General features: G+C 35.2%; 24 protein-coding genes. 8 read left to right on the forward strand and 16 right to left on the reverse strand.

The features are described 5' to 3' along the window. Positions 1 to 190: 190 nt before the first annotated feature. The 6 genes from ACYFX0_RS08750 to ACYFX0_RS08775 form a co-directional block, all read right to left on the reverse strand. Positions 191 to 616: a hypothetical protein gene (locus tag ACYFX0_RS08750; protein WP_002083032.1), complete on the reverse strand. Its 426-nt coding sequence runs from the start codon at positions 614 to 616 to the stop codon at positions 191 to 193. 224 nt (positions 617 to 840) lie between these two features. Beyond that, positions 841 to 1,494, reverse strand: coding sequence for a DUF975 family protein (locus ACYFX0_RS08755; protein WP_000625404.1), 654 nt, complete (start codon positions 1,492 to 1,494; stop codon positions 841 to 843). A gap of 201 nt (positions 1,495 to 1,695) precedes the next feature. Beyond that, positions 1,696 to 3,138: a PH domain-containing protein gene (locus ACYFX0_RS08760; RefSeq protein WP_460270268.1), complete on the reverse strand. Its 1,443-nt coding sequence runs from the start codon at positions 3,136 to 3,138 to the stop codon at positions 1,696 to 1,698. Continuing rightward, a complete protein-coding gene (locus ACYFX0_RS08765) occupies positions 3,131 to 3,607 on the reverse strand; it encodes a PH domain-containing protein (RefSeq protein ID WP_199669533.1) in 477 nt (158 codons plus the stop codon). The genes ACYFX0_RS08760 and ACYFX0_RS08765 overlap by 8 nt, the downstream gene beginning before the upstream one ends. A 79-nt stretch (positions 3,608 to 3,686) precedes the next feature. Continuing rightward, on the reverse strand, positions 3,687 to 3,854 hold the full coding sequence (locus ACYFX0_RS08770) for a hypothetical protein (RefSeq protein ID WP_000783816.1): 168 nt from the start codon (positions 3,852 to 3,854) through the stop codon (positions 3,687 to 3,689). Positions 3,855 to 3,856: 2 nt separating this feature from the next. Further along, positions 3,857 to 4,438: a TetR/AcrR family transcriptional regulator gene (locus tag ACYFX0_RS08775; RefSeq protein ID WP_000164836.1), complete on the reverse strand. Its 582-nt coding sequence runs from the start codon at positions 4,436 to 4,438 to the stop codon at positions 3,857 to 3,859. A 115-nt stretch (positions 4,439 to 4,553) separates the two neighbouring features. Here ACYFX0_RS08775 and ACYFX0_RS08780 point away from each other — a divergent pair, with 115 nt between their 5' ends. Continuing rightward, positions 4,554 to 4,688 (forward strand): YjcZ family sporulation protein, encoded by a 135-nt coding sequence (locus ACYFX0_RS08780; protein ID WP_102981857.1) that lies wholly within the window; start codon positions 4,554 to 4,556, stop codon positions 4,686 to 4,688. A gap of 38 nt (positions 4,689 to 4,726) precedes the next feature. Here ACYFX0_RS08780 and ecsC read toward each other — a convergent pair whose 3' ends face one another. From ecsC to ecsA, 3 genes are read right to left on the reverse strand one after another with little or no spacing between them, the layout of a single operon-like run. Further along, positions 4,727 to 5,434: an ecs operon protein EcsC gene (gene ecsC / locus ACYFX0_RS08785; RefSeq protein WP_460270271.1), complete on the reverse strand. Its 708-nt coding sequence runs from the start codon at positions 5,432 to 5,434 to the stop codon at positions 4,727 to 4,729. A gap of 13 nt (positions 5,435 to 5,447) precedes the next feature. Beyond that, a complete protein-coding gene (gene ecsB, locus ACYFX0_RS08790) occupies positions 5,448 to 6,659 on the reverse strand; it encodes an ABC transporter permease EcsB (protein ID WP_199669532.1) in 1,212 nt (403 codons plus the stop codon). Then, entirely contained in the window at positions 6,652 to 7,395 is a 744-nt protein-coding gene (gene ecsA / locus ACYFX0_RS08795; protein WP_460270273.1) for an ABC transporter ATP-binding protein EcsA, read from the reverse strand. The genes ecsB and ecsA overlap by 8 nt, the downstream gene beginning before the upstream one ends. Before the next feature lie 561 nt (positions 7,396 to 7,956). Here ecsA and ACYFX0_RS08800 point away from each other — a divergent pair. The 3 genes from ACYFX0_RS08800 (at position 7,957) to ACYFX0_RS08810 (ending at position 9,791) form a co-directional block, all read left to right on the forward strand. Continuing rightward, positions 7,957 to 8,391, forward strand: coding sequence for an HIT family protein (locus ACYFX0_RS08800; RefSeq protein WP_460270275.1), 435 nt, complete (start codon positions 7,957 to 7,959; stop codon positions 8,389 to 8,391). Between the two features lie 180 nt (positions 8,392 to 8,571). Beyond that, the gene (locus ACYFX0_RS08805) at positions 8,572 to 8,934 is read left to right on the forward strand and encodes a YtxH domain-containing protein (RefSeq protein ID WP_000030302.1); all 363 of its coding nucleotides are present in this window, start codon (positions 8,572 to 8,574) and stop codon (positions 8,932 to 8,934) included. Between the two features lie 299 nt (positions 8,935 to 9,233). Next, the gene (locus tag ACYFX0_RS08810) at positions 9,234 to 9,791 is read left to right on the forward strand and encodes an HTH-type transcriptional regulator Hpr (RefSeq protein ID WP_000834924.1); all 558 of its coding nucleotides are present in this window, start codon (positions 9,234 to 9,236) and stop codon (positions 9,789 to 9,791) included. 5 nt (positions 9,792 to 9,796) lie between these two features. Here ACYFX0_RS08810 and ACYFX0_RS08815 read toward each other — a convergent pair whose 3' ends face one another. Beyond that, positions 9,797 to 10,132 (reverse strand): DUF1878 family protein, encoded by a 336-nt coding sequence (locus tag ACYFX0_RS08815; protein ID WP_000383656.1) that lies wholly within the window; start codon positions 10,130 to 10,132, stop codon positions 9,797 to 9,799. 115 nt (positions 10,133 to 10,247) lie between these two features. Between ACYFX0_RS08815 and ACYFX0_RS08820 the strand changes: the two genes are divergently transcribed. The 3 genes from ACYFX0_RS08820 to helD all read left to right on the forward strand — a co-directional run bounded on the left by ACYFX0_RS08820 (position 10,248) and on the right by helD (position 14,426). Continuing rightward, the gene (locus tag ACYFX0_RS08820) at positions 10,248 to 10,442 is read left to right on the forward strand and encodes a hypothetical protein (RefSeq protein ID WP_000172690.1); all 195 of its coding nucleotides are present in this window, start codon (positions 10,248 to 10,250) and stop codon (positions 10,440 to 10,442) included. Positions 10,443 to 10,866: 424 nt separating this feature from the next. Further along, positions 10,867 to 11,736, forward strand: coding sequence for a peptidylprolyl isomerase PrsA (prsA, locus tag ACYFX0_RS08825; protein WP_000710062.1), 870 nt, complete (start codon positions 10,867 to 10,869; stop codon positions 11,734 to 11,736). A gap of 353 nt (positions 11,737 to 12,089) precedes the next feature. Beyond that, positions 12,090 to 14,426: an RNA polymerase recycling motor HelD gene (gene helD / locus ACYFX0_RS08830; RefSeq protein ID WP_460270278.1), complete on the forward strand. Its 2,337-nt coding sequence runs from the start codon at positions 12,090 to 12,092 to the stop codon at positions 14,424 to 14,426. Positions 14,427 to 14,432: 6 nt separating this feature from the next. Here the strand turns inward: helD and ACYFX0_RS08835 are convergent, their stop codons facing one another. Genes ACYFX0_RS08835 through ACYFX0_RS08845 form a run of 3 tightly spaced genes read right to left on the reverse strand, consistent with a single transcriptional unit; the run spans position 14,433 to position 16,639 of the window. Continuing rightward, positions 14,433 to 15,686, reverse strand: coding sequence for an FtsW/RodA/SpoVE family cell cycle protein (locus tag ACYFX0_RS08835; protein ID WP_001072130.1), 1,254 nt, complete (start codon positions 15,684 to 15,686; stop codon positions 14,433 to 14,435). 7 nt (positions 15,687 to 15,693) lie between these two features. Next, positions 15,694 to 16,101, reverse strand: a complete 408-nt coding sequence (locus tag ACYFX0_RS08840; protein WP_000390149.1) for a PadR family transcriptional regulator — start codon at positions 16,099 to 16,101, stop codon at positions 15,694 to 15,696. 4 nt (positions 16,102 to 16,105) lie between these two features. Next, a complete protein-coding gene (locus ACYFX0_RS08845; protein WP_106081495.1) occupies positions 16,106 to 16,639 on the reverse strand; it encodes a sigma-70 family RNA polymerase sigma factor in 534 nt (177 codons plus the stop codon). 280 nt (positions 16,640 to 16,919) lie between these two features. Between ACYFX0_RS08845 and ACYFX0_RS08850 the strand changes: the two genes are divergently transcribed. Beyond that, entirely contained in the window at positions 16,920 to 17,084 is a 165-nt protein-coding gene (locus tag ACYFX0_RS08850; protein ID WP_000561154.1) for a hypothetical protein, read from the forward strand. Between the two features lie 307 nt (positions 17,085 to 17,391). Here the strand turns inward: ACYFX0_RS08850 and ACYFX0_RS08855 are convergent, their stop codons facing one another. Genes ACYFX0_RS08855 through ACYFX0_RS08865 form a run of 3 tightly spaced genes read right to left on the reverse strand, consistent with a single transcriptional unit; the run spans position 17,392 to position 19,693 of the window. Then, positions 17,392 to 17,907 (reverse strand): hypothetical protein, encoded by a 516-nt coding sequence (locus ACYFX0_RS08855; protein ID WP_000608809.1) that lies wholly within the window; start codon positions 17,905 to 17,907, stop codon positions 17,392 to 17,394. A gap of 13 nt (positions 17,908 to 17,920) precedes the next feature. Further along, positions 17,921 to 18,706 (reverse strand): SAR2788 family putative toxin, encoded by a 786-nt coding sequence (locus ACYFX0_RS08860; protein WP_016077991.1) that lies wholly within the window; start codon positions 18,704 to 18,706, stop codon positions 17,921 to 17,923. Between the two features lie 15 nt (positions 18,707 to 18,721). Continuing rightward, positions 18,722 to 19,693: a S8 family peptidase gene (locus ACYFX0_RS08865; RefSeq protein WP_016077992.1), complete on the reverse strand. Its 972-nt coding sequence runs from the start codon at positions 19,691 to 19,693 to the stop codon at positions 18,722 to 18,724. Between the last annotated feature and the right edge of the window lie 105 nt (positions 19,694 to 19,798).

The following is a 19,798-nucleotide window of genomic DNA, read 5'->3' on the forward strand; positions in this document are numbered from 1 at the left end:
TATAAGACGGCAGTAATTCTTTCAGCATTAAATAAAAAATGTTATTACTCCCATCGAATCGAGTAATAACATTTTACTTAACAAATTCGCGGCCAACTAGCATCCTTCACATCTTCACTAGTCGGTTTTCTAACTGATCCAATAAAGTGAAACTTTATATCCGCAACATGGACAGGTGTATTTCATTTTGTCACTCCATTATTAACTTGTTTTCCCATATATTCCGACTCACAAAGAATGTAACAGCACAAATCATAGTTATCCCTATGAAAAATGTATTAGAATCTTCATATGTAGTTGGAATGCCTACCGTTACGAAAACAATACTAAAAGCTAAAAATAGATATAATAATAAAGATATAATATAGCTTAGTTTAAATCGTAAAATGATACCTCTAAACAATAGCTCACCAAGTAGACAGCCACCTAAAATAATAGGTACTCCGAAATACAATGTAAGGACTCCCATTTGCGCAGTAGATTGAATTATCTTTCCAATTATGTTCGGCGAAACCAGCTCACTATCGTTTCCCATCCTATCATATAAATCAAGTGCTGTTGCTGAAATAAAGAAACTTAATATAGAAAATGAATACGGTATTAAAAATTTGCTCACTCTCATTCACCTCGCTTTTTTCTTTACATATATTATTCATTATTTCCTATCATTTTTACATAAAAAAATAACCCTCTATGATAAAACATAGAGGGAAGCATTTCTATATAAAAATCTATACCTTATCCTGAAGTGAATCCCGAAAATAGGACAAATATCAAAACACCTAAACCATCTGCTATCTGCTCCCTACATTCTTTAGGGTAGATAGTTTATATGTTTTATTAGAAAGTAGTGCTCTCTTTTTTATAATATTCTTTTGAAATCTCTTCATAAAATGCTGCCGATGTCGAGTAGAAATAAGGTACTAACCATAAGAAACCGATTCCTATAGTAAGAATACTTAATATGAACCAGCCTAAGAAACTTAAGCATAGTAAAAAGTAATCCATTTTATGTCCATTCATCATATGACGACTCTCAGTAATCGCTTGATTCGCTGTATATTCTGGATGATCATTCAAAATAAAATATGTCATAGAATAAGAAAATGATTTAATAATACCTGGAATAATAAGAAGTAATGTCCATAGAGTCAAGTATACATACATTAGTAAATATGTTAAAAACGACTTCATCAACTTACTTCCATCGCTAAACCATCTAAATATATGACCAATGCGAGCATCAGTCCTACGAATTGCATTTAAAACAAGATAATAGGCACCTATTGTTAATGGACCAATAACAAGCATTACAATAATACTTACTGTGAGTGAATCACTTGCTTCTTCCCAACCCCAAAATATCGAAAAAATACCTGTTGTTAGCATTTCAACAGCTCCAATAAGGATTCCAATTAATAAAGTTGCCCCTACCGCTAATCCCCATCTTCCTTTTAATGCATCAAGTGCTTCTCTTTTCAACTGACTTATCATATATAACCTCCTAATACTATTTATATTTTAGTATACCATTTATATCAAAAATTCCACAGATTCCTCTAAAATAGAAGAATATTACCTTTTTTCATACATATTAATACATGTGTGCTGTAGTTGTACTGCTCTATCACTTAAACCACTCATTTCCTTATAACAAAAAAAGCCTGCCCTTCATAATAGGCAAGCTTTCTCAAATTATTCCTCACTCATTCTCTTCTTATACCAATCCTGCATTCTCTCCGCGTCTTCTACTCTCGTATGCTCTATTTTATAACTAGATGATGCACTAGAAAACTTATACGTACATAAATCCGCGCGGCGCTGGAAATATGATTGTGTCTTCTCCATTGATTGGACGTGTCTTCTTCTAATAAGTCCTGTGTATTTTCCGACGCTACGATAGACAAGTGTAATTTGTTCTCCGTTAACACAGTAACCATTTGTTTTAAATGTTGCGTAGCCAAGTGTAAAGATAAGGATTGCGAGCGGTAGTAATGCCCACATGATGTAATACTTTTCAAAGTATACGCTTATTCCAGTAAGCGGGATTGCTAGCATAGCGAAGAAAATGAAACTATCAATGAGATAGCGGCGCAATGCTGCTTTTGGTAACGAAGTAATATTTGTATTCAGTTCGTATGGTAATTGTAAATGCGCGAGTAACTGTTGCACTCGATTTTTTCGAATGATAGGATGCAGTGTAACTTTTTCTTCTTTTCCCTCACTTTGAATGACTTCTACTTGCACAGCACAATAACCGAACGGTTGGCGTAAAATGCCTTCTTTTATCGTAATCCCTTGAATACGGTGCAATTTTAGTACGAGTTCTTTTCTTTCCAGTAACCCTTGCGAAATACGGACTTCATCATTTTTTCGATTTACTGTGAAGTTACCATGTTTTAACGCGTAGCCAATTGTCGATATAATCCACGAAAGGACGAGCAAAATAGCTATCATGAAAATCCAGCCATATATATCATGTTCCATTACATACGACTTTACGCCATTCTCTATCCATTTTGGAATGTACTCATCTACTTGGTGATACACAAAAAAGATTAATGAGAATAATAGTCCAAACTGACCAGATGTAACAGACGCTATTAAAATCTCTTTCCACGTTAACTTGTACTCTGTCGTTTGCTTTTCCTCTGTAACGATTGCTTTTTCTACTGTATTTTCTGCTGTTTCGTCTAACGTTTTTTCTGCTTTCACTTCTGGAGTTGGCTCATTTAGCAAAGCAATAAGCTCCGCCGCTTCTTCTGCCGTAATACCAGCTAAGCTAACTTCTGCTTCATCGCCCCCACCAGCTGTTTCAATCTGAATTTTTTTCAAACCGAGCATTTGATATAGTACGTTAGAACTTGTCTTAATCGTTTGAACACGTTCTTTATTTAAGTAGCTCTCCTTTTTCACGAAGAGACCTTTTTTCACATGTAATACGTTATTTTCAACCCAATATGTTGTGTAATACCATTTTTCAAATACTGAAAAAACAGTGAGTAAACCAAATGCTGCGGGAATTAAATACCAAAACGGGAATTTTCCGTTTAAGCTAAACATGAAAATAATGAGTGGTATAAAATCTGTTATTTTTAATTCTAATAACATCGTGATTGGATGCTGCCTCTTATACATCCTCATCACTCACTTTCGCTAATTCTGCGATTTTCTTTTTCAACATTTCTGCTTCATACATCGTTAAGCCTGGGATGCTGTGAGAAGTTGCTGCTGTTGAAATGTGTAATTCTGCTAATCCGTATTTTCTCATAATTGGTCCTTGTTCAATCGTAACGTGCTGCACACGAATCATCGGTACTAATACGCGCTTTACGACGAAAAGACCATGCTGAATTTCAAGTTCTTCTTCATTTAGTTGGTAGCTGTAATAACGTTGACGTAGTTTCGGGAATAAGAAGTACGAAAATGGCGCGAACACAACTGTTAGCCCAATCATCACATACAAAATCCACGCCCACCAATCAAACTTTATCATGAGGAAAAGGTAAGCTAAAATGACGAGTATACCGATCCCTTCTTCAATTACAGCACGAATTTTCCACACTTTGACCATGTCAGGGTTAATTTCATTTTTCAATGGATCCATGTAACCACTCCAAATCTAGTAATCTAATATACGAATACTCTTAATCTATATTTTACATAACTTTACAGAAAATTAAAATTTAATCTTCTTTCCTCTCTGGAATAAAATATCCGAACCAAAGTAGCCAAATAAAACCGATTAACTTCATCCAACTTCCATCTGCTTGAAAAGCCTCTATCATGCCTGGAATTTTATAAACTCCAATGAATCCAAGAAAACCGAGCCACCAGTTTTTTTGCATTTTCATTTTTACTCCTCCTTCATGACGCTTTTCACATTTCGAATCCAAATTTCTTTATATTTTAACTGAAATCCCATGAGCATATAATTGCTCATATTATCGATCACAAGCGCTAGCGTATGAGCGTTTTCTTCCGTTGCATGTTGTGACACAACGCCCAGTCTCGCGCCTTGCTTCAATAAATCGTGGAAACCATGTAAGAAATCCTCTTGTATTTCAAATAATCGTTTCTGATACTTTTCATTTCGCGATGCAGTTACGATAAATTCATTGATAACGCGTAGTATTCCTTCTTGCCCTTCATACTCAGAGAGCATATGTAAACCATCTGCGATTAGCTTTTCTGCAAAATTTTCTTTCGTATACTGCTCTTTATCGAAGTAATTTGCAAAATGATAATCAGAAAAAATCTCTTCAAATAAAAAATCAACTAACGCTTCTTTAGAAGAAAAATGATAGTAAATAGCCGGTTTTGAAATACCTACCTCTTTCGCAATCATGGAAAGACTCATCTTCTCAATGCCGTGCTCTGCCATGAGTTTAAATGATGCCTCGACAATGTTTTGCGATGTTTGTAAATTCTTTGTCATACTGTACCTCACTTATTTTTACTTACCGGTCGGTAAATAAATTATAAAATGAAACTGAATAATTGGCAAGTTAATAAGAGTTTACACAGGAAGTTCTTGATAAAGTGAAACTTTAATCAGCCTCCATAAACAGCGGGATAAAGGCGGCGATGAGGCTGGTCACGATAATAAAAGCGGATTTCCATCCATTATTGTGCTCTTTATCATATTGATTGTAGTCGGAGTTGGCTATAGCGAAATTAACTTCTAAAAAAAGCATCCTAAATCACACATTTAGGATGCTTTTTTTTACTTTCTATTTAGCAATCGCATACGATAACAATTCATTGTCACTTCTCCAAGTCTTTGCAGCAATTGATAGTTCGCATATGCGCCTACCGGGGCACCGATTACTGGTACGAGCTGAAGCATTTTCGCTAAATCGATATAGTCTCGGTATTCTGTTTGGAACTTTTCCCAGTCCATATGATTTTCTTTTTCTGTATCCCACGTTTCAATTGCTTTCCATATTTCTTTTCTGTGACTGTCACTTGAAAAGGCGAGTTGGAAAACGTGAAGAATAAAAAGACGCTCTTCTTGTTTACTTGTATCAAATCCATACAACGTTGCTGCATCGAATAAAAATTTAATTTTAATCGTAAGTAAAAGCGGAAAGTCAGCAAGACCGAGTAAAATACCACCAGCCCCCGTCCCTGCTCCTTCTGCCGCAGCTATTTTTTTGTACTCATCCATTTTTTTATGCACTTCGTCATCACGTCTTTGCAGTGACCATGTCGTCTCTTTTAGCTTCGGCTTTATAAAGTTTGATCCGGCGCTGATCGTTTGCACCATCATCCGAATCGTTTCTGTTAAGACTTTTTGCACTTTCGCCGGAATAAGCTGTTGTACTTTCGTCTGCACTTTCTTTGAGAACCGTGTCATCATAGAAGAATCTTTCATGAATGTAGCTTTCCACTGCTCCAGTTCTTTTATAACCTTTTCTTCATATGTAATCATAGGTTCATTCCCTTCAATTTAAACGTTCAATGCGCTTCGCACCGTATTGGTAAACGAAACCGATACTAAATAATATGCTTACGACAAGTAAAATTCCTGTCATCATGAAATCTTTCGTTGCTAGTGCAAATATAACTGTAAAGATTACGCTCCCGATGATTAGAATCACATTTAATAAAGTAAGAAAATCTTTCTTCTTTTCATCTACCTTTACTGGATACAAATCAAGCCAAATTTTCATGCGGTGATGTTTCCATAAAGTTAATAGCTGATAGCCAATTAAGTATAGGAAAATAAAACTTACGATAAATCGCCCGTATAAAAATGGAATGAAGTAAAGAATAACTCCTCCAAGAGCGAGCAGACGCACATATAATCCAAAATAGTTACCTGATCTTAAAAACGTTCTCGTATATAAGTATAAATATGTGCGCTTTTCGCCGATTATCGACAGAATGAAATCCAGCCATTTTCGGCGAGATACTCTTTCTTTTAATGCTGGTACATCAACGAACATATTCGCAATTCGGTACAGCAGCATCATTTTCTTACCTTCTTCAGAAATTAAATACTCCCAGTTTAGCGGCTTTCCTTTTACCATTTGATGCATGATAGCAAGATATAACACCATGAGCAGAACGATTCCGCCAATAACAAGAACTGAAGTACGTTCTACAAGGAAATATACAAATAAACCGTTTAAGATAAAACGAATAAACCAATCAGCCCTTTGTATATTTTGATCTGTTAAAAATGATTTTTCCCACGCTACAAATAAATTCCACGCTTTTACAATGACAAACGCGAGTACAATCCATATGTAAGCAGCTCCTGTTTGTTTCATTTGCTGGAAATATAACGGGGCAAGCGCAGCTGCTACGATTGCGATTATGTATAACTGAATCATAAACGTAAAAAGAAATGCCTTTGTGAAGTAAGGTTTTAACTTTTCTTCAACTGGCAGTAAGTAAACGAGATCCGCTTCTTTTAATAACGTTTGAATGGATCCAGCCGTTAACACGAGTCCAATTAATACTGCCATTACGAGCGCAGTTGGAAACGAAGATGTTAACGTTTGTAACCATTGCTGGTAATAATACGCTCCCGCACCGATGATGAACACGAAAATAAATTTCAAATGATCATTAAATACGTATTTACTATATGTACGAACTTCTTTTAGAAAGTAACGAAATCGTTCTTTCCATAACGCTGTGCTATTCATAATCTTCTTCCTTTGTTAGCGCGATGTAAATATCATCTAACGTTGCACCTGGCATATTAAACTGTGATTGCAGTTCAGATAACGTTCCCTTCGCTCTTACTTCACCTTGATGCAAAATAATGAACGAATCACAGTAACGCTCTGCCGTCGCTAAAATATGTGTGCTCATTAAAATACCGGCACCACTCTTTTTCATTTGATCCATCATTTGAAGAAGGGATTGAATTGCTAACGGATCCAATCCAACGAAAGGTTCGTCTACTATGTAAAGAGATGGCTCAACTAAAAATGCGCTCATAATCATTACTTTTTGTTTCATCCCTTTTGAGAAATGAGATGGAAACCATTTTAAACGATTTTTCATGCGAAATTCATGTAATAGTTGTCCTACACGTTCTTCATATTGTTTTTCATCAACTCCGTACGCCATCGCTGTTAATTTCAAATGCTCTTCTAACGTTAATTCATCATATAATACCGGCGTTTCTGGAATGAATGAAAAGCTAGAACGGTACGCTGTCATATCATCACGAATTGTTTTCCCATTAATTGTGACAGTTCCTTTTTTCGGTTTCATTAAACCGATAATATGTTTAATCGTCGTACTTTTACCAGCTCCATTTAATCCGATTAAGCCGACAAGTTCGCCTTTATTAACAGAGAACGAAACGTCTTTTAATACAGGTCGTTTCGTATATCCTCCTGTAACATTTTCTACACGCAATAACTCACTCATACGACACCACTTTCTTCATTAGTATTCATTCTATATTCATCTTACCAAAAATTATGGTGTACTACATAGTATCCATGTACTCAAAAATAAATTTAAATTTATTAGCATATATTTTCCCGAAAGCGGACATCATAATTAGTGAAGAAGGAACACATTGAAAAAGCGACCACCAATTGATGAGTACAACAACATAGTTAAGTCATCATGAAATGGGGTGTCCATGTTGGACAAAGAAATTTACACATAACCAGATCATTTGTTTCATTTTCGAAACGGGGTGTCTCCGAAAGAGCATATACTGTTTTAAAAAATAAACAATTTCCTTTTATGAAAGATTGCAATTCATTTCACTTGAAAATGGGGTGTCTACGGCAGAAACTTTAGCCGATTTACCGTGCATTTCTTAAATAAATGAGGTGTCTGCGAAACGTAAATTACGATAATGCTTTTTCAATCCCTCTTCAGAAAACAGGAAGCTGAGTCAGCTTCCTGTTTTTCGTGTTTGTTCTCTTATGTAATTATGGTAAAATACGGCTAAGGATATTTGAAAGGATGAGATCAATGAATCATACAGCAGACAATTGTATTTTTTGTAAAATCATTGACGGGCAAATCCCTTGCTCAAAAGTATACGAAGATGAACATGTGCTTGCATTTTTAGATATTAGTCAAGTAACAAAAGGACATACTCTTGTTATTCCGAAAGTTCACAAACAAGACATTTTTGCGTTAACGCCAGAAATCGCATCACACATTTTTTCTGTCGTTCCAAAAATCACAAATGCGATTAAAGCAGAGTTTAATCCAGTTGGCTTTAACCTACTTAACAATAACGGTGAAAAAGCTGGACAAACTGTGTTCCACTTCCACCTTCATTTAATTCCACGCTACGGTGAAAAAGATGGTTTCGGTGCTGTTTGGAAATCACACCAAAATGAATACACTATGGAAAATTTACAAAACATCGCAAGTACAATTGCAAATAGTGTGAAATAATGACACTATAAGAAGGCGTAATACATAACAAGCCACTTCCCTGAAGTCATCAAATTCCGCATGGCTTGTTTCTTCACTTAAAATGCTCAGGGATGATTGTTTGTGCATAGCACATATAAGAAAGATATGCATATTGTTTTACATCATGAATACGAACAAAAAATAAGGAGGTCTCCTTTTATGTCAAAAGCTAAATCCTTTATTACAGGTGTTATTTGCGGGGGAGCAGTTGCTGGACTAGCCGTTCTTTTCTCAACTCCTTCTTCTGGTAAAGACATGCGCGGCAAGTTAAAAGAAAAAGGAAATGATATTAAAAAGACTTTAGCTGATATTACAGCTGATACGAAATTATTAAAGCGTCAAATTGTTGAAACTGCTTCAGAAGGTAAAGAAGTGTTTCAAGAACTAAAAGATGACATGCAAGACACGCTTTCTAACTGGAAACAAGATATTTCTCAAAACAAGCGCCATATTGAGAAAGAAATTTTGGACATCCAAAAGTCAATTGAGAAACTACAAGAAGCTGTTCCAGAAAAAGCGTAAACAAATTCCTGCTTAGTTTTTTGCATATAACAAATATTTTTTATATAAATTGACCTTGACACGGCATATCGTATAGATATGCCGTGTTTTTATGCATTTACAATATATGTTATCAATTAACATGTAAGGACAACGCATGTATTCACGACTCATAAAACGCTTCCATAGTTATGCATGATTTGTATAGAATGTCATTTTGTTAAAAAATTTTCACAATTCTCACAAAAAGACTTTATTAATTTTTATTTTACTGGCATAATAGATAGTAATGAAAAAAGAATGTTAAAGTGGGTGAGTACATGAAAAGTGGAGAAAAAGATTACTCGGTAAAAGAAGCGATGATTTTCAGCCAACGCATTGCTCAATTATCGAAAGCGTTATGGAAATGTGTAGAGAAAGATTGGCAGCAGTGGATTAAACCTTACGATTTAAATATTAATGAACATCATATTTTAACAATCGCTTATCATTTAAAAGGGGCTTCTATTTCTGAGATTGCTAAGTTTGGAGTTATGCACGTATCAACGGCGTTTAACTTCTCTAAAAAGCTTGAAGAACGCGGCTATCTTGTATTCTCAAAAAAGGAAGATGATAAACGAAATACGTACATTGAAATTACAGACAAAGGGGAAGAATTACTACTTCGCTTAATGGAGGAGTATGATCCTGAAAATAATTCAGTGTTTAATGGGGCTCTTGCACTTCGTAATTTTTATGGGAAGTTCCCAGAAAATATCGAACTGATTGCAATCCTGCGTAATATTTACGGACAAGACTTCATCGATATTTTTGAGAAATCATTAGAAGATATTGAAGAGAACTTTACAGAATCCGATCAAAAGTTAGTTAAGAAATAATCTATTTATTTTTTCGCAATCATGCTTAAGAATTCATTCATAAGCGGCTTAAATAAACCTTGTTTTGCTAGCGCTTCCGCAGTTTCGTTTACTTCGAGCTGATGTGGAAGCGCTTTTTCAAATTGATCTAACAGCGCATCGAACAAAAGAAGCCCTTCTGCTTTCTCCACTACATATTGCTCGTTCAGTTTTTCACAAAGATTTAGTATACGTTCAATATCTTTTTTACGAGCTTTTTTCTTTATGATCAAAGAATAAAATGGACACTTCTCTTCATCAATCATTTTAAATAGTAGGTCTACGTAGTATTCAGCTTGTTCTAATCTTCTAACAACGTCCATTTTCTCCCTCACTTTCTAACACAAAGTCTTCTATTTCTGAATTTTGTAACACGAACAAAATATCGTGTGATACAATATATGTATATGTATTTTAGCCAAAAGGAGGTCTCGCCTCATGACACTTATAACAGTGGTTTTTGTCGCATTCGCACTTCTTGTTATATTTTACACGAATTTCATGACACATACACTGTGTGAACGAAAACAAATAGCTGCGAGCCGCCAGCCCGGTGTCTTTCGGGTTATTAATGTATGTATAACAATTTTATTAATTTCTAGTTATATAGAAATTATATTTCATGGAAAGTGAGGAAGGAAAGCCCCTTCCTCACTTTTTTCCTCTATAAGCAAATTATACCTACAATAACCAATAAAATAAACAGTACAAGTAATAAAATAAGTTGAGAATTCATCCCCATCCCCTCCTCTATTCTGTATATGCGGCATACGCCCAATATGGCACACTTTCAAAATCTGACACGTACTGGTTAATTTTTCTTTATCAATATGAAAACGCGTCGAAATATGATATATTAAATTTTGTACATATTGCTTATACTATAGAACAAAACATTCATCAAAACTTTATCCTCAGCCACGGTAAGCCCTGTTAAGCGCGCTTTACCAATACAAAAAAGCAAAAGTATCAGTGAGACTTAATCGGGCTCTTATGAATTTAAAATTCATCGGTGTAGGATAAATTAAAAATACATAATAGTAGGAGTGTTTATCGAATGAAGAAAGCTATGCTTGCCTTAGCCGCAACAAGTGTAATCGCATTATCAGCATGTGGAACATCATCATCAGACAAAATCGTTACATCTAAAGCTGGTGACATTACAAAAGAAGAATTCTACGATCAAATGAAGACACAAGCTGGTAAACAAGTACTAAACAACATGGTTATGGAAAAAGTTCTTATTAAAAACTACAAAGTTGAAGACAAAGATGTAGACAAAAAGTTCGATGAAATGAAAAAACAATACGGTGATCAATTCGATACACTAATGAAACAACAAGGTATTAAAGAAGAAACTATCAAAAATAGTGTGCGTGCTCAATTAGCTCAAGAAAAAGCGGTTGAACAATCGATTACTGATAAAGATGTAAAAGCAAAATTCGAGGATTATAAAAAAGAAATTAAAGCAAGTCATATCCTTGTAAAAGATGAAGAAACTGCTAAAAAAGTGAAAGATGAACTTGCTCAAGGTAAATCTTTCGAAGAATTAGCAAAGCAATACTCTGAAGATACAGGTTCAAAAGAAAAAGGTGGCGACTTAGGATTCTTCGGACCAGGGAAAATGGTAAAAGAATTTGAAGAAGCAGCTCAAAAGTTGAAAAAAGATGAAGTAAGCGAACCTGTAAAAACACAATTCGGTTACCATATTATTAAAGTAACTGATAATCACGCAGATGCAACTTTCGATAAATCAAAAGCTGATATTAAAAAATCACTAGCTCAAGAAAAAACGCAAGATGCTCAATTTATGAATGACTTAATGATGAAAGAAATCAAAAAAGCTGACGTAAAAGTTGACGATAAAGATTTAAAAGATCTTTTCAAAGAGCAAAAAGCTGACGATAAAAAAGAAGAAAAGAAATAATGAAGTAAAAAGCTTGGGCTTCGGCCCGAGCTTTTTTTATATCCTCTTCTCCCGATAGTTATATCCAGATTCGGTAAATGAAATTATATCGGCGATTTTTCAAATATATCGACTTACCGACAAAAAACGACAACAAGTGTGATTCCCTCTTAAAAACACAAAAAAACCTTGATCCACGCTACACGGAACCAAGGTTTATCTTATTATCATTGATTAAATTCAAAAACTATGTTAAATTAGTACAGAAACACGTTTTAAAAAATATAAAGAACGTATTTATCCGTATCTTAATTGTACAACAAAATTTTTCTTCAGTCAACCTCTATTTTTCACTTTTAAAGGAGTGCTTACGTATGAACAAAAAACTTGATCTAGAGCAAAAACGATTGGATACCGTAATCGAAACTATTACGCAGCAAATTGATAAGCTGGAAAACGAAACTGGCAGACGCCGGGCAGAAGTAATCAACATCCGTAAACACTTCTGGGATGACGTTAAAGTGAATACAGATACTTTTGATGATTACCTTGAAACAGTTATCAACTTAAGACAACAAGCTCAATCACTAGCTGTTACACAAATCACCCATAAACACACCTTTAATCGACTTGCCGCGCTGCGACGTATGCAAAAAGCACCTTACTTCGGACGCATCGATTTCACTGAAGAAGGCGAACCTTCCACAGAACAAATCTATATCGGTGTTTCTACCCTTACTGATGCAAGCGGAGAAAACTTTCTTATTTATGACTGGCGCGCCCCAATTTCAAGTGTTTATTACGACTACCCACCAGGACCAGCTGAGTACAACACACCAGGCGGCGTAATTCGCGGTAATGTGGAGAAAAAATTACAATACATTATTCAAAATGGCGAGATTGATTCCATGTTCGATACGAGCCTCACAATTGGTGATGAAATTCTGCAACAAGCACTCGGAAAAGGTACGAACAAACATATGCAAAGTATCGTCGCTACGATTCAGCGTGAGCAAAATGAAATTATCCGTCACGATGAAGGCCGACTCCTTATCGTTCAAGGAGCTGCTGGTAGTGGTAAAACATCAGCTGCCCTGCAGCGAATTGCCTACTTACTATATAAATATCGCGAATGGCTAAAAGCGGATCAAATTATTCTCTTCTCCCCTAACTCTATGTTCAATAGCTACGTATCTAACGTACTACCTGAACTCGGTGAAGAAAATATGCAGCAAGTAACATTCCAAGAATATTTAAACCATAGACTAAGTAAGTCATTTGATGTTGAAGACCCTTATGAGCAATTGGAATATATGTTAACTGAAACAAATAGCCCTACCTATAAAACGAGAAATGCGAGCATCCGATTTAAAGCATCCACTCAATTTTTCGAGATGATTAGAGCGTACAGACAATCTCTTGAATCTTCAGGCATGCTATTTAGAGGAATGAAATTTAGAGGAAAACTGATCGTCTCTGCAAAAGAGATTACAGAGCAATTTTATAATACTGACTCCTCCCTCCGCTTCCATAGTCGAATTGAAAAGTTAACGGATTGGCTAAATAAACAAATAGATGCAATCGAAAAAGCAGAACTGAAAAAGCCTTGGGTAGAAGAAGAAATTGAATTACTTAGTAAAGATGAATATCAAAAGGCTTATAAATATTTACAGAAAAAAGGCGAGTTTGACGACAACTCTTTTAATGACTATGAGAAAGAAACGAAAGTCCTGGGACGTATGATTGTCCGTAAAAAATTGAAGCCACTTCGTAAAGGCGTTCAAACACTGCGCTTCATCAATTTCACAAGCATATATAAACAACTCTTCACAGACGCATCGTGGGTTACTGGAGAAAAACCGAAAGAATGGGATGACATTTGCTCTTTAACGGTAAACATGCTTGATGAAGGAAAGCTATATTACGAGGATGCGACTCCATTTTTACTTTTAAAAGAATTAATCGAAGGCTTCCAAACGAATAGATCGATTAAACACGTACTCGTAGACGAAGCGCAAGATTATTCGCCGTTCCAGTTCGAGTTTTTAAAACGTCTCTTCCCTGCCGCAAAAATGACGGTACTCGGAGACTTTAATCAAGCGATATTTGCCCATGCGAGTGAGGCAGTGAATTTCAATACACTTACTAGCTTATACGGACCAGATGAAACGAACGGTATTAACTTAACTCGTAGCTACCGCTCAACAAAACCGATTATTGAATTTACACGTGCTCTCGTACCGGAAGGGAAGAACATTCACGCCTTTGAACGCGATGGCGAGAAACCTACAGTAACGAAAATAGCTGATTACAGCGAACTGCACGAGCATATTACTACAAAAGTTACCGAACTACAAAAACAAAATCACAATACAATCGCGATTATATGTAAATCCGCAACTGAAAGCGCCGCTGCATACGAAGCACTCCGTCATATCGAGAATATTAAACTCGTGAAGAGTAACTCAGCCGAGTATGAGCAAGGCATTGTTGTGATACCTGCTTACTTAGCAAAAGGTATCGAATTTGACGCTGTTATTATTTACGATGCTTCTGAAGATGCGTACAGCGATGAGAGCGTTCGTAGATTGTTCTACACTGCTTGTACGCGAGCAATGCATGAGTTGCACCTTTATAGCGTTGGCGAGGTTAGTCCTTTTGTGCTTGAGGCTGATTCGGAGAGTTTTGAGCTAATAACTAAAACACCTTGATGATTATCAAGGTGTTTTTCTCATTCTAAAAGGAATATCTTTACGTCGATATACACTTAACACAATTCCCATTATAAATGCATGAAACAGAGTTGGTATCAATCCGTAGCTAATAAATGGTAATGATATAGAAACACGTGGTAATATCCCGAGGGTCATGCCAACATTACAAATAAAATGGATTACAAAAAGAGTCACTCCGCCAACGAGAAGCAATTTACCATAACCATCATTTATTTTATAAGCTATGTTCATTATTCTTACTGCAAAAAGAGAAAGAATCACGACAAGAACTAGCGCAAGTACATATCCATAATAGTAAGTCAAACTTGCAAATACAAAATCAGTATGGGCAGCACGGATAGACTTTATATTTTCATATGTACCAAACCAACCTGCTGAAGACATCGCCTCTTTTAAACGTAAATACCATAGATCATGCTCTGGATTTAACATTCCTAAAATTCTGGCCATACGGTATTCTTTTACAGCAGACCAGGAAAGTAGATCCCTAATAATCAATGGTACAATAGGTAAAATCGTAATGAGCCATGCCGTTTTCTTTCCTAACTTACTCCACCAAAGCATAACAAATACCATCGTGATATAGATGAACAGTGGTAAAAGAGTTGATGTAGTTAGAAATAAATATAAAGAAAATAAATACAACATGAGAAGATGTATAAACTTTAATCTACTGTTATTGAAAAAAGAAGCCCAGCCTAGAAAAAAGAATGGTATTGTCATTAAACAATCAATTATGACGGAACCAATTTTTAGTAATGGTTCTCCATTCAAAGAAGCAGTCGGAAAACATTTTATCATTAACAAGATAAGTACACCAATTGTATAAAACAGCCACCCAAGTCTCTCTAACTTCCGATAATCAAATAGCATCATCCCAATCGCTGTTGTAACACCGAGAATTACAAATATCACCTTATTCATTAATAAGTCAGCATGTCCAAGCGCTATAACTGGCAAAAAACCTAGCCCCATCGCAGCCACTAATAAACCAATTAAGAACCAATCAACCTTTGGCTTATGTAGTTTATTAAGTTCCTGGCCAAGCTTAATTGGACTTCCCATTTGTTCAACAGCCTTATCTTCAGCAACTTCCTCACTTAAGCCTTTCTCTATCCACATATTCTTCGTCTGTTTCAAGTGAAAATCTAGTTCCGTTGCTACTAAGTCCTTCGCTTCTTTTGATTTAATATGATTCGTAACTTCTTTTAAAAAACGCTCCCCTTTTTGATTCAATTTTTTCTCACTCCTGTACTAATCCTTTTAATATAAATCGTGCCTTCGTAGCATTCTTCTCTGCCTTTCGCAGCATCTTGTTTCCTTTATCATTTAATTGATAATATTTAGCTCCTGCGTGATCCCAGCTAGATTGGATAAAGCGATTCTGTTCTAAACGATGTAATAAAGTGTATAGAGACCCTTCATCACCTTCGAATTTTTGAATCCCTCTCCCTCTTAGCAACTGCATCAATTCATAACCTGTTTTTTCATTCATAAGAAGTTGTAACACTGCTAAAAGGATATCTTCTTCCTTTTCGGACGATTGCTTAATTTTTTCGCGCACCTGCTTCTGGTGTTGATCAGAAAAACTCAAATGTTTAAACGTTGTGTTCTCCATTGATTTTCGCAAGCCTTTTAATCGATCTTCCATTTGATTATTCCTCCAATCCTTCCTTCAAAAGCTCCTTCGCTTTTTTCAGTCTCGTTTTTATCGTGTTTTCCTTTACTTCTATTACTGTAGCAATCTCTTTAATTGATAATTCCTCATAATAAAATAGATAAATCACTTCTCGATATTTTATCGGTAAACTCATTACTGCAAAAGCCAGTTCACGATCCTCCGCATTTTGAATGACAGTTTGTTCCACACTTTCTTTTTGACTCTCCATATACGTAAAGTCATCCTCTGTCATGATAACTTTTTTGTTATACCAACTTTTTAAATAGTCCTTACATTGATTGATTGCAATTCTCCATAACCATGTTTTCAAATTCGAATTCCCTTTATATGTATGAAGAGATTTATAGCATTTCACGAATATATCTTGCGTTAAATCCTCCGTAACCTCTTTATTATTCACATACGAATACACAAGCTGCAGGACTTCTTGTCCATACTTGTTCATTATTTCGTCGATAAGGTCCTCCTTATCTTCTATTTCAAACGCTTCTATCGTTAATTCATCCACATCATTTCCTCCTTCCCATATATTAGACGACGCACTGTATGGAAAAGTTTTATAAATACATAAAAAAATACGGATGGTAATGTCCATACCGTTTTTTTATGTATATTTATTTGCTTCTTGTCCCTTGATACTTATGCTCTGCTTAAAGATAGGGATTTTTATCCATATGTCTTGTTCCCTATTTTAAAACATAATACAATGGAAATGTAACTTAATAAGCTATAACTAGTAGGTGTGGTAATCATCTCTTCCATTTTGAAAAAAGGGGGGAGGTGATAAAATGATCGCGATGTTTGTAATTAAATTAGTGTATGGTATCCTAACCGGAGCTGGCGTTGTCATCGGTAGAAGATACGTCGGTCCGTGGCTAATTTCTGTATACAAAAAAGCGAGAACCACCCTGCTTCGTGGAAAAGGTAAGGGCGGTTCTCGGCTAAAACGTTAATGTAATTGTCTTATAACCGCACCTACTACCACCACAATAGCAAGTTAGGTTACAAAGGCAGAAGTTTCTCAGGCTTCTGTCTTTTTTATTTTATGCAAAATTCACACTAAATACTCTATCATCATTGTAACACATTTTATTTATTTTTAGTCAAGAGAAAAAACACCTCCTGAATTCACTTAATAAGTATAAAAATTCAAAAAAATCAAACCATCTATCCCCTTAAGTATATAGGGAATAGATGGTTTAGTTTTTTTAACATGTGTTCCATTTTCATAGCTCACTTCAAATCACTGTGATTTTCACTTTATTCTTCTAAATACCCAATCGCGGCTAGTGCCTGTAAGTATTCTTGAAACAAGGGGTTTTCAATATTGCATTCTTCTTTTTCTAAGCCCATAAGAACTGTAAGTTTATTGTACATCATCTCTGAATGACCTAATAAGTTGAAGTAATTAATGTATGTGCCATCCGCACTTGCTAAAAAGATAACAATTAATTTACCTTCTTGGATTTCTTTATTGAAAAGATCTTGCTCATCGAAATCTGTATTTTGTTCAGATTGATTAAGTTGTATCATTTCAGCAAAATCTTTTTTTTCCGCATCACTAAACAACCCCATCAAAACAGCCTTTTCCTCGATCTTATAACACTTTACTATTTCTTTAAATTCGATATTTGGATCTAGATAAATGGAACCAATTTTATTTTTTTTGATTTCTGTAGCTCTATACTCACTTTTCAAAATTGTATCAATTTCGTCTATCGAAAATTTATTTGGGATGTTTCTCATTTTGTATTTTTCATAAAGTTTATTTATCATATACTACTCCTTTTTAATAGAATGAATGACCACCTGTTCTATTATGGATATGGAAGTGGAAATAATAACCTTCAGCTGACGTTTTTCCTTTGTCACGCTCAGGGCCAATTGGTGTTCTCCCGTTTCCAGCGTCTTTTGCAACAGTTGCGGCTAAAGCATAAGATTTTGACCAAACATTGTTATTCTTTTTATCACTTGATTTCATTCTTGAAACTGCAGTTGCTTTAGAGATTGGTCCGCCAATATATAAATCACCTTTTGTTAAAACAGCAGCATAGTGATCATATTTTTTCTTTCGTAATTCTGCAGCAACTTTCCCCACTACCGTATATGTAGCACCTGCAATAATTACAGCAGCACCAATCGCGATTAAATGCGAAACAAGCCCTTGACCAATTACGCCTGCAAGCGGTAATAAGAACACTATAGAAGCATGTGCTTCCATAGAATCTACTTCAAAAGATTCGTTTGTTTTTATATCGGTAAATGTCGCTTTAAACACTTCCTCAGTAGCCTCTTCAACGTCAACTCTATATTCTTTTTCAACTTCATTTCCGTTTGCATCTTTTTCCATTGATTTCACTGTAAATGTGTTATCTGTTTTATCCCAAGCCGCTGAAACTGTTGCATCACCTTCTACCGTTTCAACTTCTGTTTGTATTTCTACTTTCTCACTATTATTCTCAAGTACTTCAATATTCTCGTCTTGAACCCAATCTTCAGCTAAAACTTTACCATTTGGAATGATTCCAATGCTTAAAACAAAGATTAACATTAATGATACTATCTTTTTAATCATAATTCTCCACCCCTACTATAATTTTATAAATCCATTGCCAATTTGATTACTGCCACCAATGTCCACAGTATTTTTTTCTAAAATTTTATACACTTCTTTAGGGAACTTTACTTTGCTAGATGACAGTTTAAATGTTTCCTTATTCGCAAGAATTAAAGATACAATTCCTGTTACGTGAGCCGTTGCTAGAGATGTTCCATTTTCAATCGAATAACCATTAGAAGTTGTAGTGGTTATGACGTTCACACCTGGGGCTGCAAAATCAATTTTCCCATTCCTTGCAGCAAAACTTGCAACTTTATAAGCGTGATTTACTGCTGTTACTGAAATAACATCTTTATAATTAGCTGGATATTCAACTTTTCCGCCATAATTATTACCTGCAGCTGCAATAACAACTATCCCTTTTTGAATCGCCTTCTCAATCACCCACTCAAGTTCAGGATGGTTAGAAGACATACCAAAGCTAATGTTTAACACATCAACATTGTTTTCAACGGACCAATTAATACCTTGAACTAAATTATCAATCTTTCCTTTTCCATCATCATTAAGAACTTTAACATCATAGAGTTCCACTAGCGATGCTGCAACGCCAGTGATTCCAATTTTGTTATTATGTGCTGCGATAATACCCGCCACAGTCGTTCCATGGCCTAAAACATCAATTACTGGATGTTGCGGCTCAATTACATTGTATTCTTTAATTACAAGATTTTTTAAATCATCATGTTGTTTTTCTATTCCACTGTCTAATATCGCAACCTTAATCTTACTTTTAGATTTAAATTCATAATATTCAGAATTTAAATTCGAAAGTGCCCATGATCTTACTTGCTCCTTTTTGCTTTTTTCTAGTAAAGCAAGGTTGTCTGATTGATTTATTTTAACCAAACCCGTACGTTGAAAGAAAAAGAAATAGACAGCGCAAATTGCAAAAACACAAACTAAAAAAATCAAAGAATACAAAATTTTCTTCTTAATCACTATCCCCTCCTAACCTTAAATAAATCCTAATATACATATATAACCAAAACAATACTGTTTTTTACTATTTTTTCTTGTTATACTGATACTGAGTTTAGATAAACA

The organism is Bacillus sp. NEAU-Y102 (assembly GCF_054788175.1).

Bases quoted from the DNA above. Each gene is read 5' to 3' on its own strand.
- ACYFX0_RS08755 (WP_000625404.1), bottom strand. From the start codon at position 1,494: ATGATAAGTCAGTTGAAAAGAGAAGCACTTGATGCATTAAAAGGAAGA.
- ACYFX0_RS08760 (WP_460270268.1), bottom strand. From the start codon at position 3,138: ATGTATAAGAGGCAGCATCCAATCACGATGTTATTAGAATTAAAAATA.
- ACYFX0_RS08765 (WP_199669533.1), bottom strand. From the start codon at position 3,607: ATGGATCCATTGAAAAATGAAATTAACCCTGACATGGTCAAAGTGTGG.
- ACYFX0_RS08770 (WP_000783816.1), bottom strand. From the start codon at position 3,854: ATGAAAATGCAAAAAAACTGGTGGCTCGGTTTTCTTGGATTCATTGGA.
- ACYFX0_RS08775 (WP_000164836.1), bottom strand. From the start codon at position 4,438: ATGACAAAGAATTTACAAACATCGCAAAACATTGTCGAGGCATCATTT.
- ecsC (WP_460270271.1), bottom strand. From the start codon at position 5,434: ATGATTACATATGAAGAAAAGGTTATAAAAGAACTGGAGCAGTGGAAA.
- ecsB (WP_199669532.1), bottom strand. From the start codon at position 6,659: ATGAATAGCACAGCGTTATGGAAAGAACGATTTCGTTACTTTCTAAAA.
- ecsA (WP_460270273.1), bottom strand. From the start codon at position 7,395: ATGAGTGAGTTATTGCGTGTAGAAAATGTTACAGGAGGATATACGAAA.
- ACYFX0_RS08800 (WP_460270275.1), top strand. From the start codon at position 7,957: ATGAATCATACAGCAGACAATTGTATTTTTTGTAAAATCATTGACGGG.
- ACYFX0_RS08805 (WP_000030302.1), top strand. From the start codon at position 8,572: ATGTCAAAAGCTAAATCCTTTATTACAGGTGTTATTTGCGGGGGAGCA.
- ACYFX0_RS08810 (WP_000834924.1), top strand. From the start codon at position 9,234: ATGAAAAGTGGAGAAAAAGATTACTCGGTAAAAGAAGCGATGATTTTC.
- ACYFX0_RS08815 (WP_000383656.1), bottom strand. From the start codon at position 10,132: ATGGACGTTGTTAGAAGATTAGAACAAGCTGAATACTACGTAGACCTA.
- ACYFX0_RS08820 (WP_000172690.1), top strand. From the start codon at position 10,248: ATGACACTTATAACAGTGGTTTTTGTCGCATTCGCACTTCTTGTTATA.
- prsA (WP_000710062.1), top strand. From the start codon at position 10,867: ATGAAGAAAGCTATGCTTGCCTTAGCCGCAACAAGTGTAATCGCATTA.
- helD (WP_460270278.1), top strand. From the start codon at position 12,090: ATGAACAAAAAACTTGATCTAGAGCAAAAACGATTGGATACCGTAATC.
- ACYFX0_RS08840 (WP_000390149.1), bottom strand. From the start codon at position 16,101: ATGGAAGATCGATTAAAAGGCTTGCGAAAATCAATGGAGAACACAACG.
- ACYFX0_RS08850 (WP_000561154.1), top strand. From the start codon at position 16,920: ATGATCGCGATGTTTGTAATTAAATTAGTGTATGGTATCCTAACCGGA.
- ACYFX0_RS08855 (WP_000608809.1), bottom strand. From the start codon at position 17,907: ATGATAAATAAACTTTATGAAAAATACAAAATGAGAAACATCCCAAAT.
- ACYFX0_RS08860 (WP_016077991.1), bottom strand. From the start codon at position 18,706: ATGATTAAAAAGATAGTATCATTAATGTTAATCTTTGTTTTAAGCATT.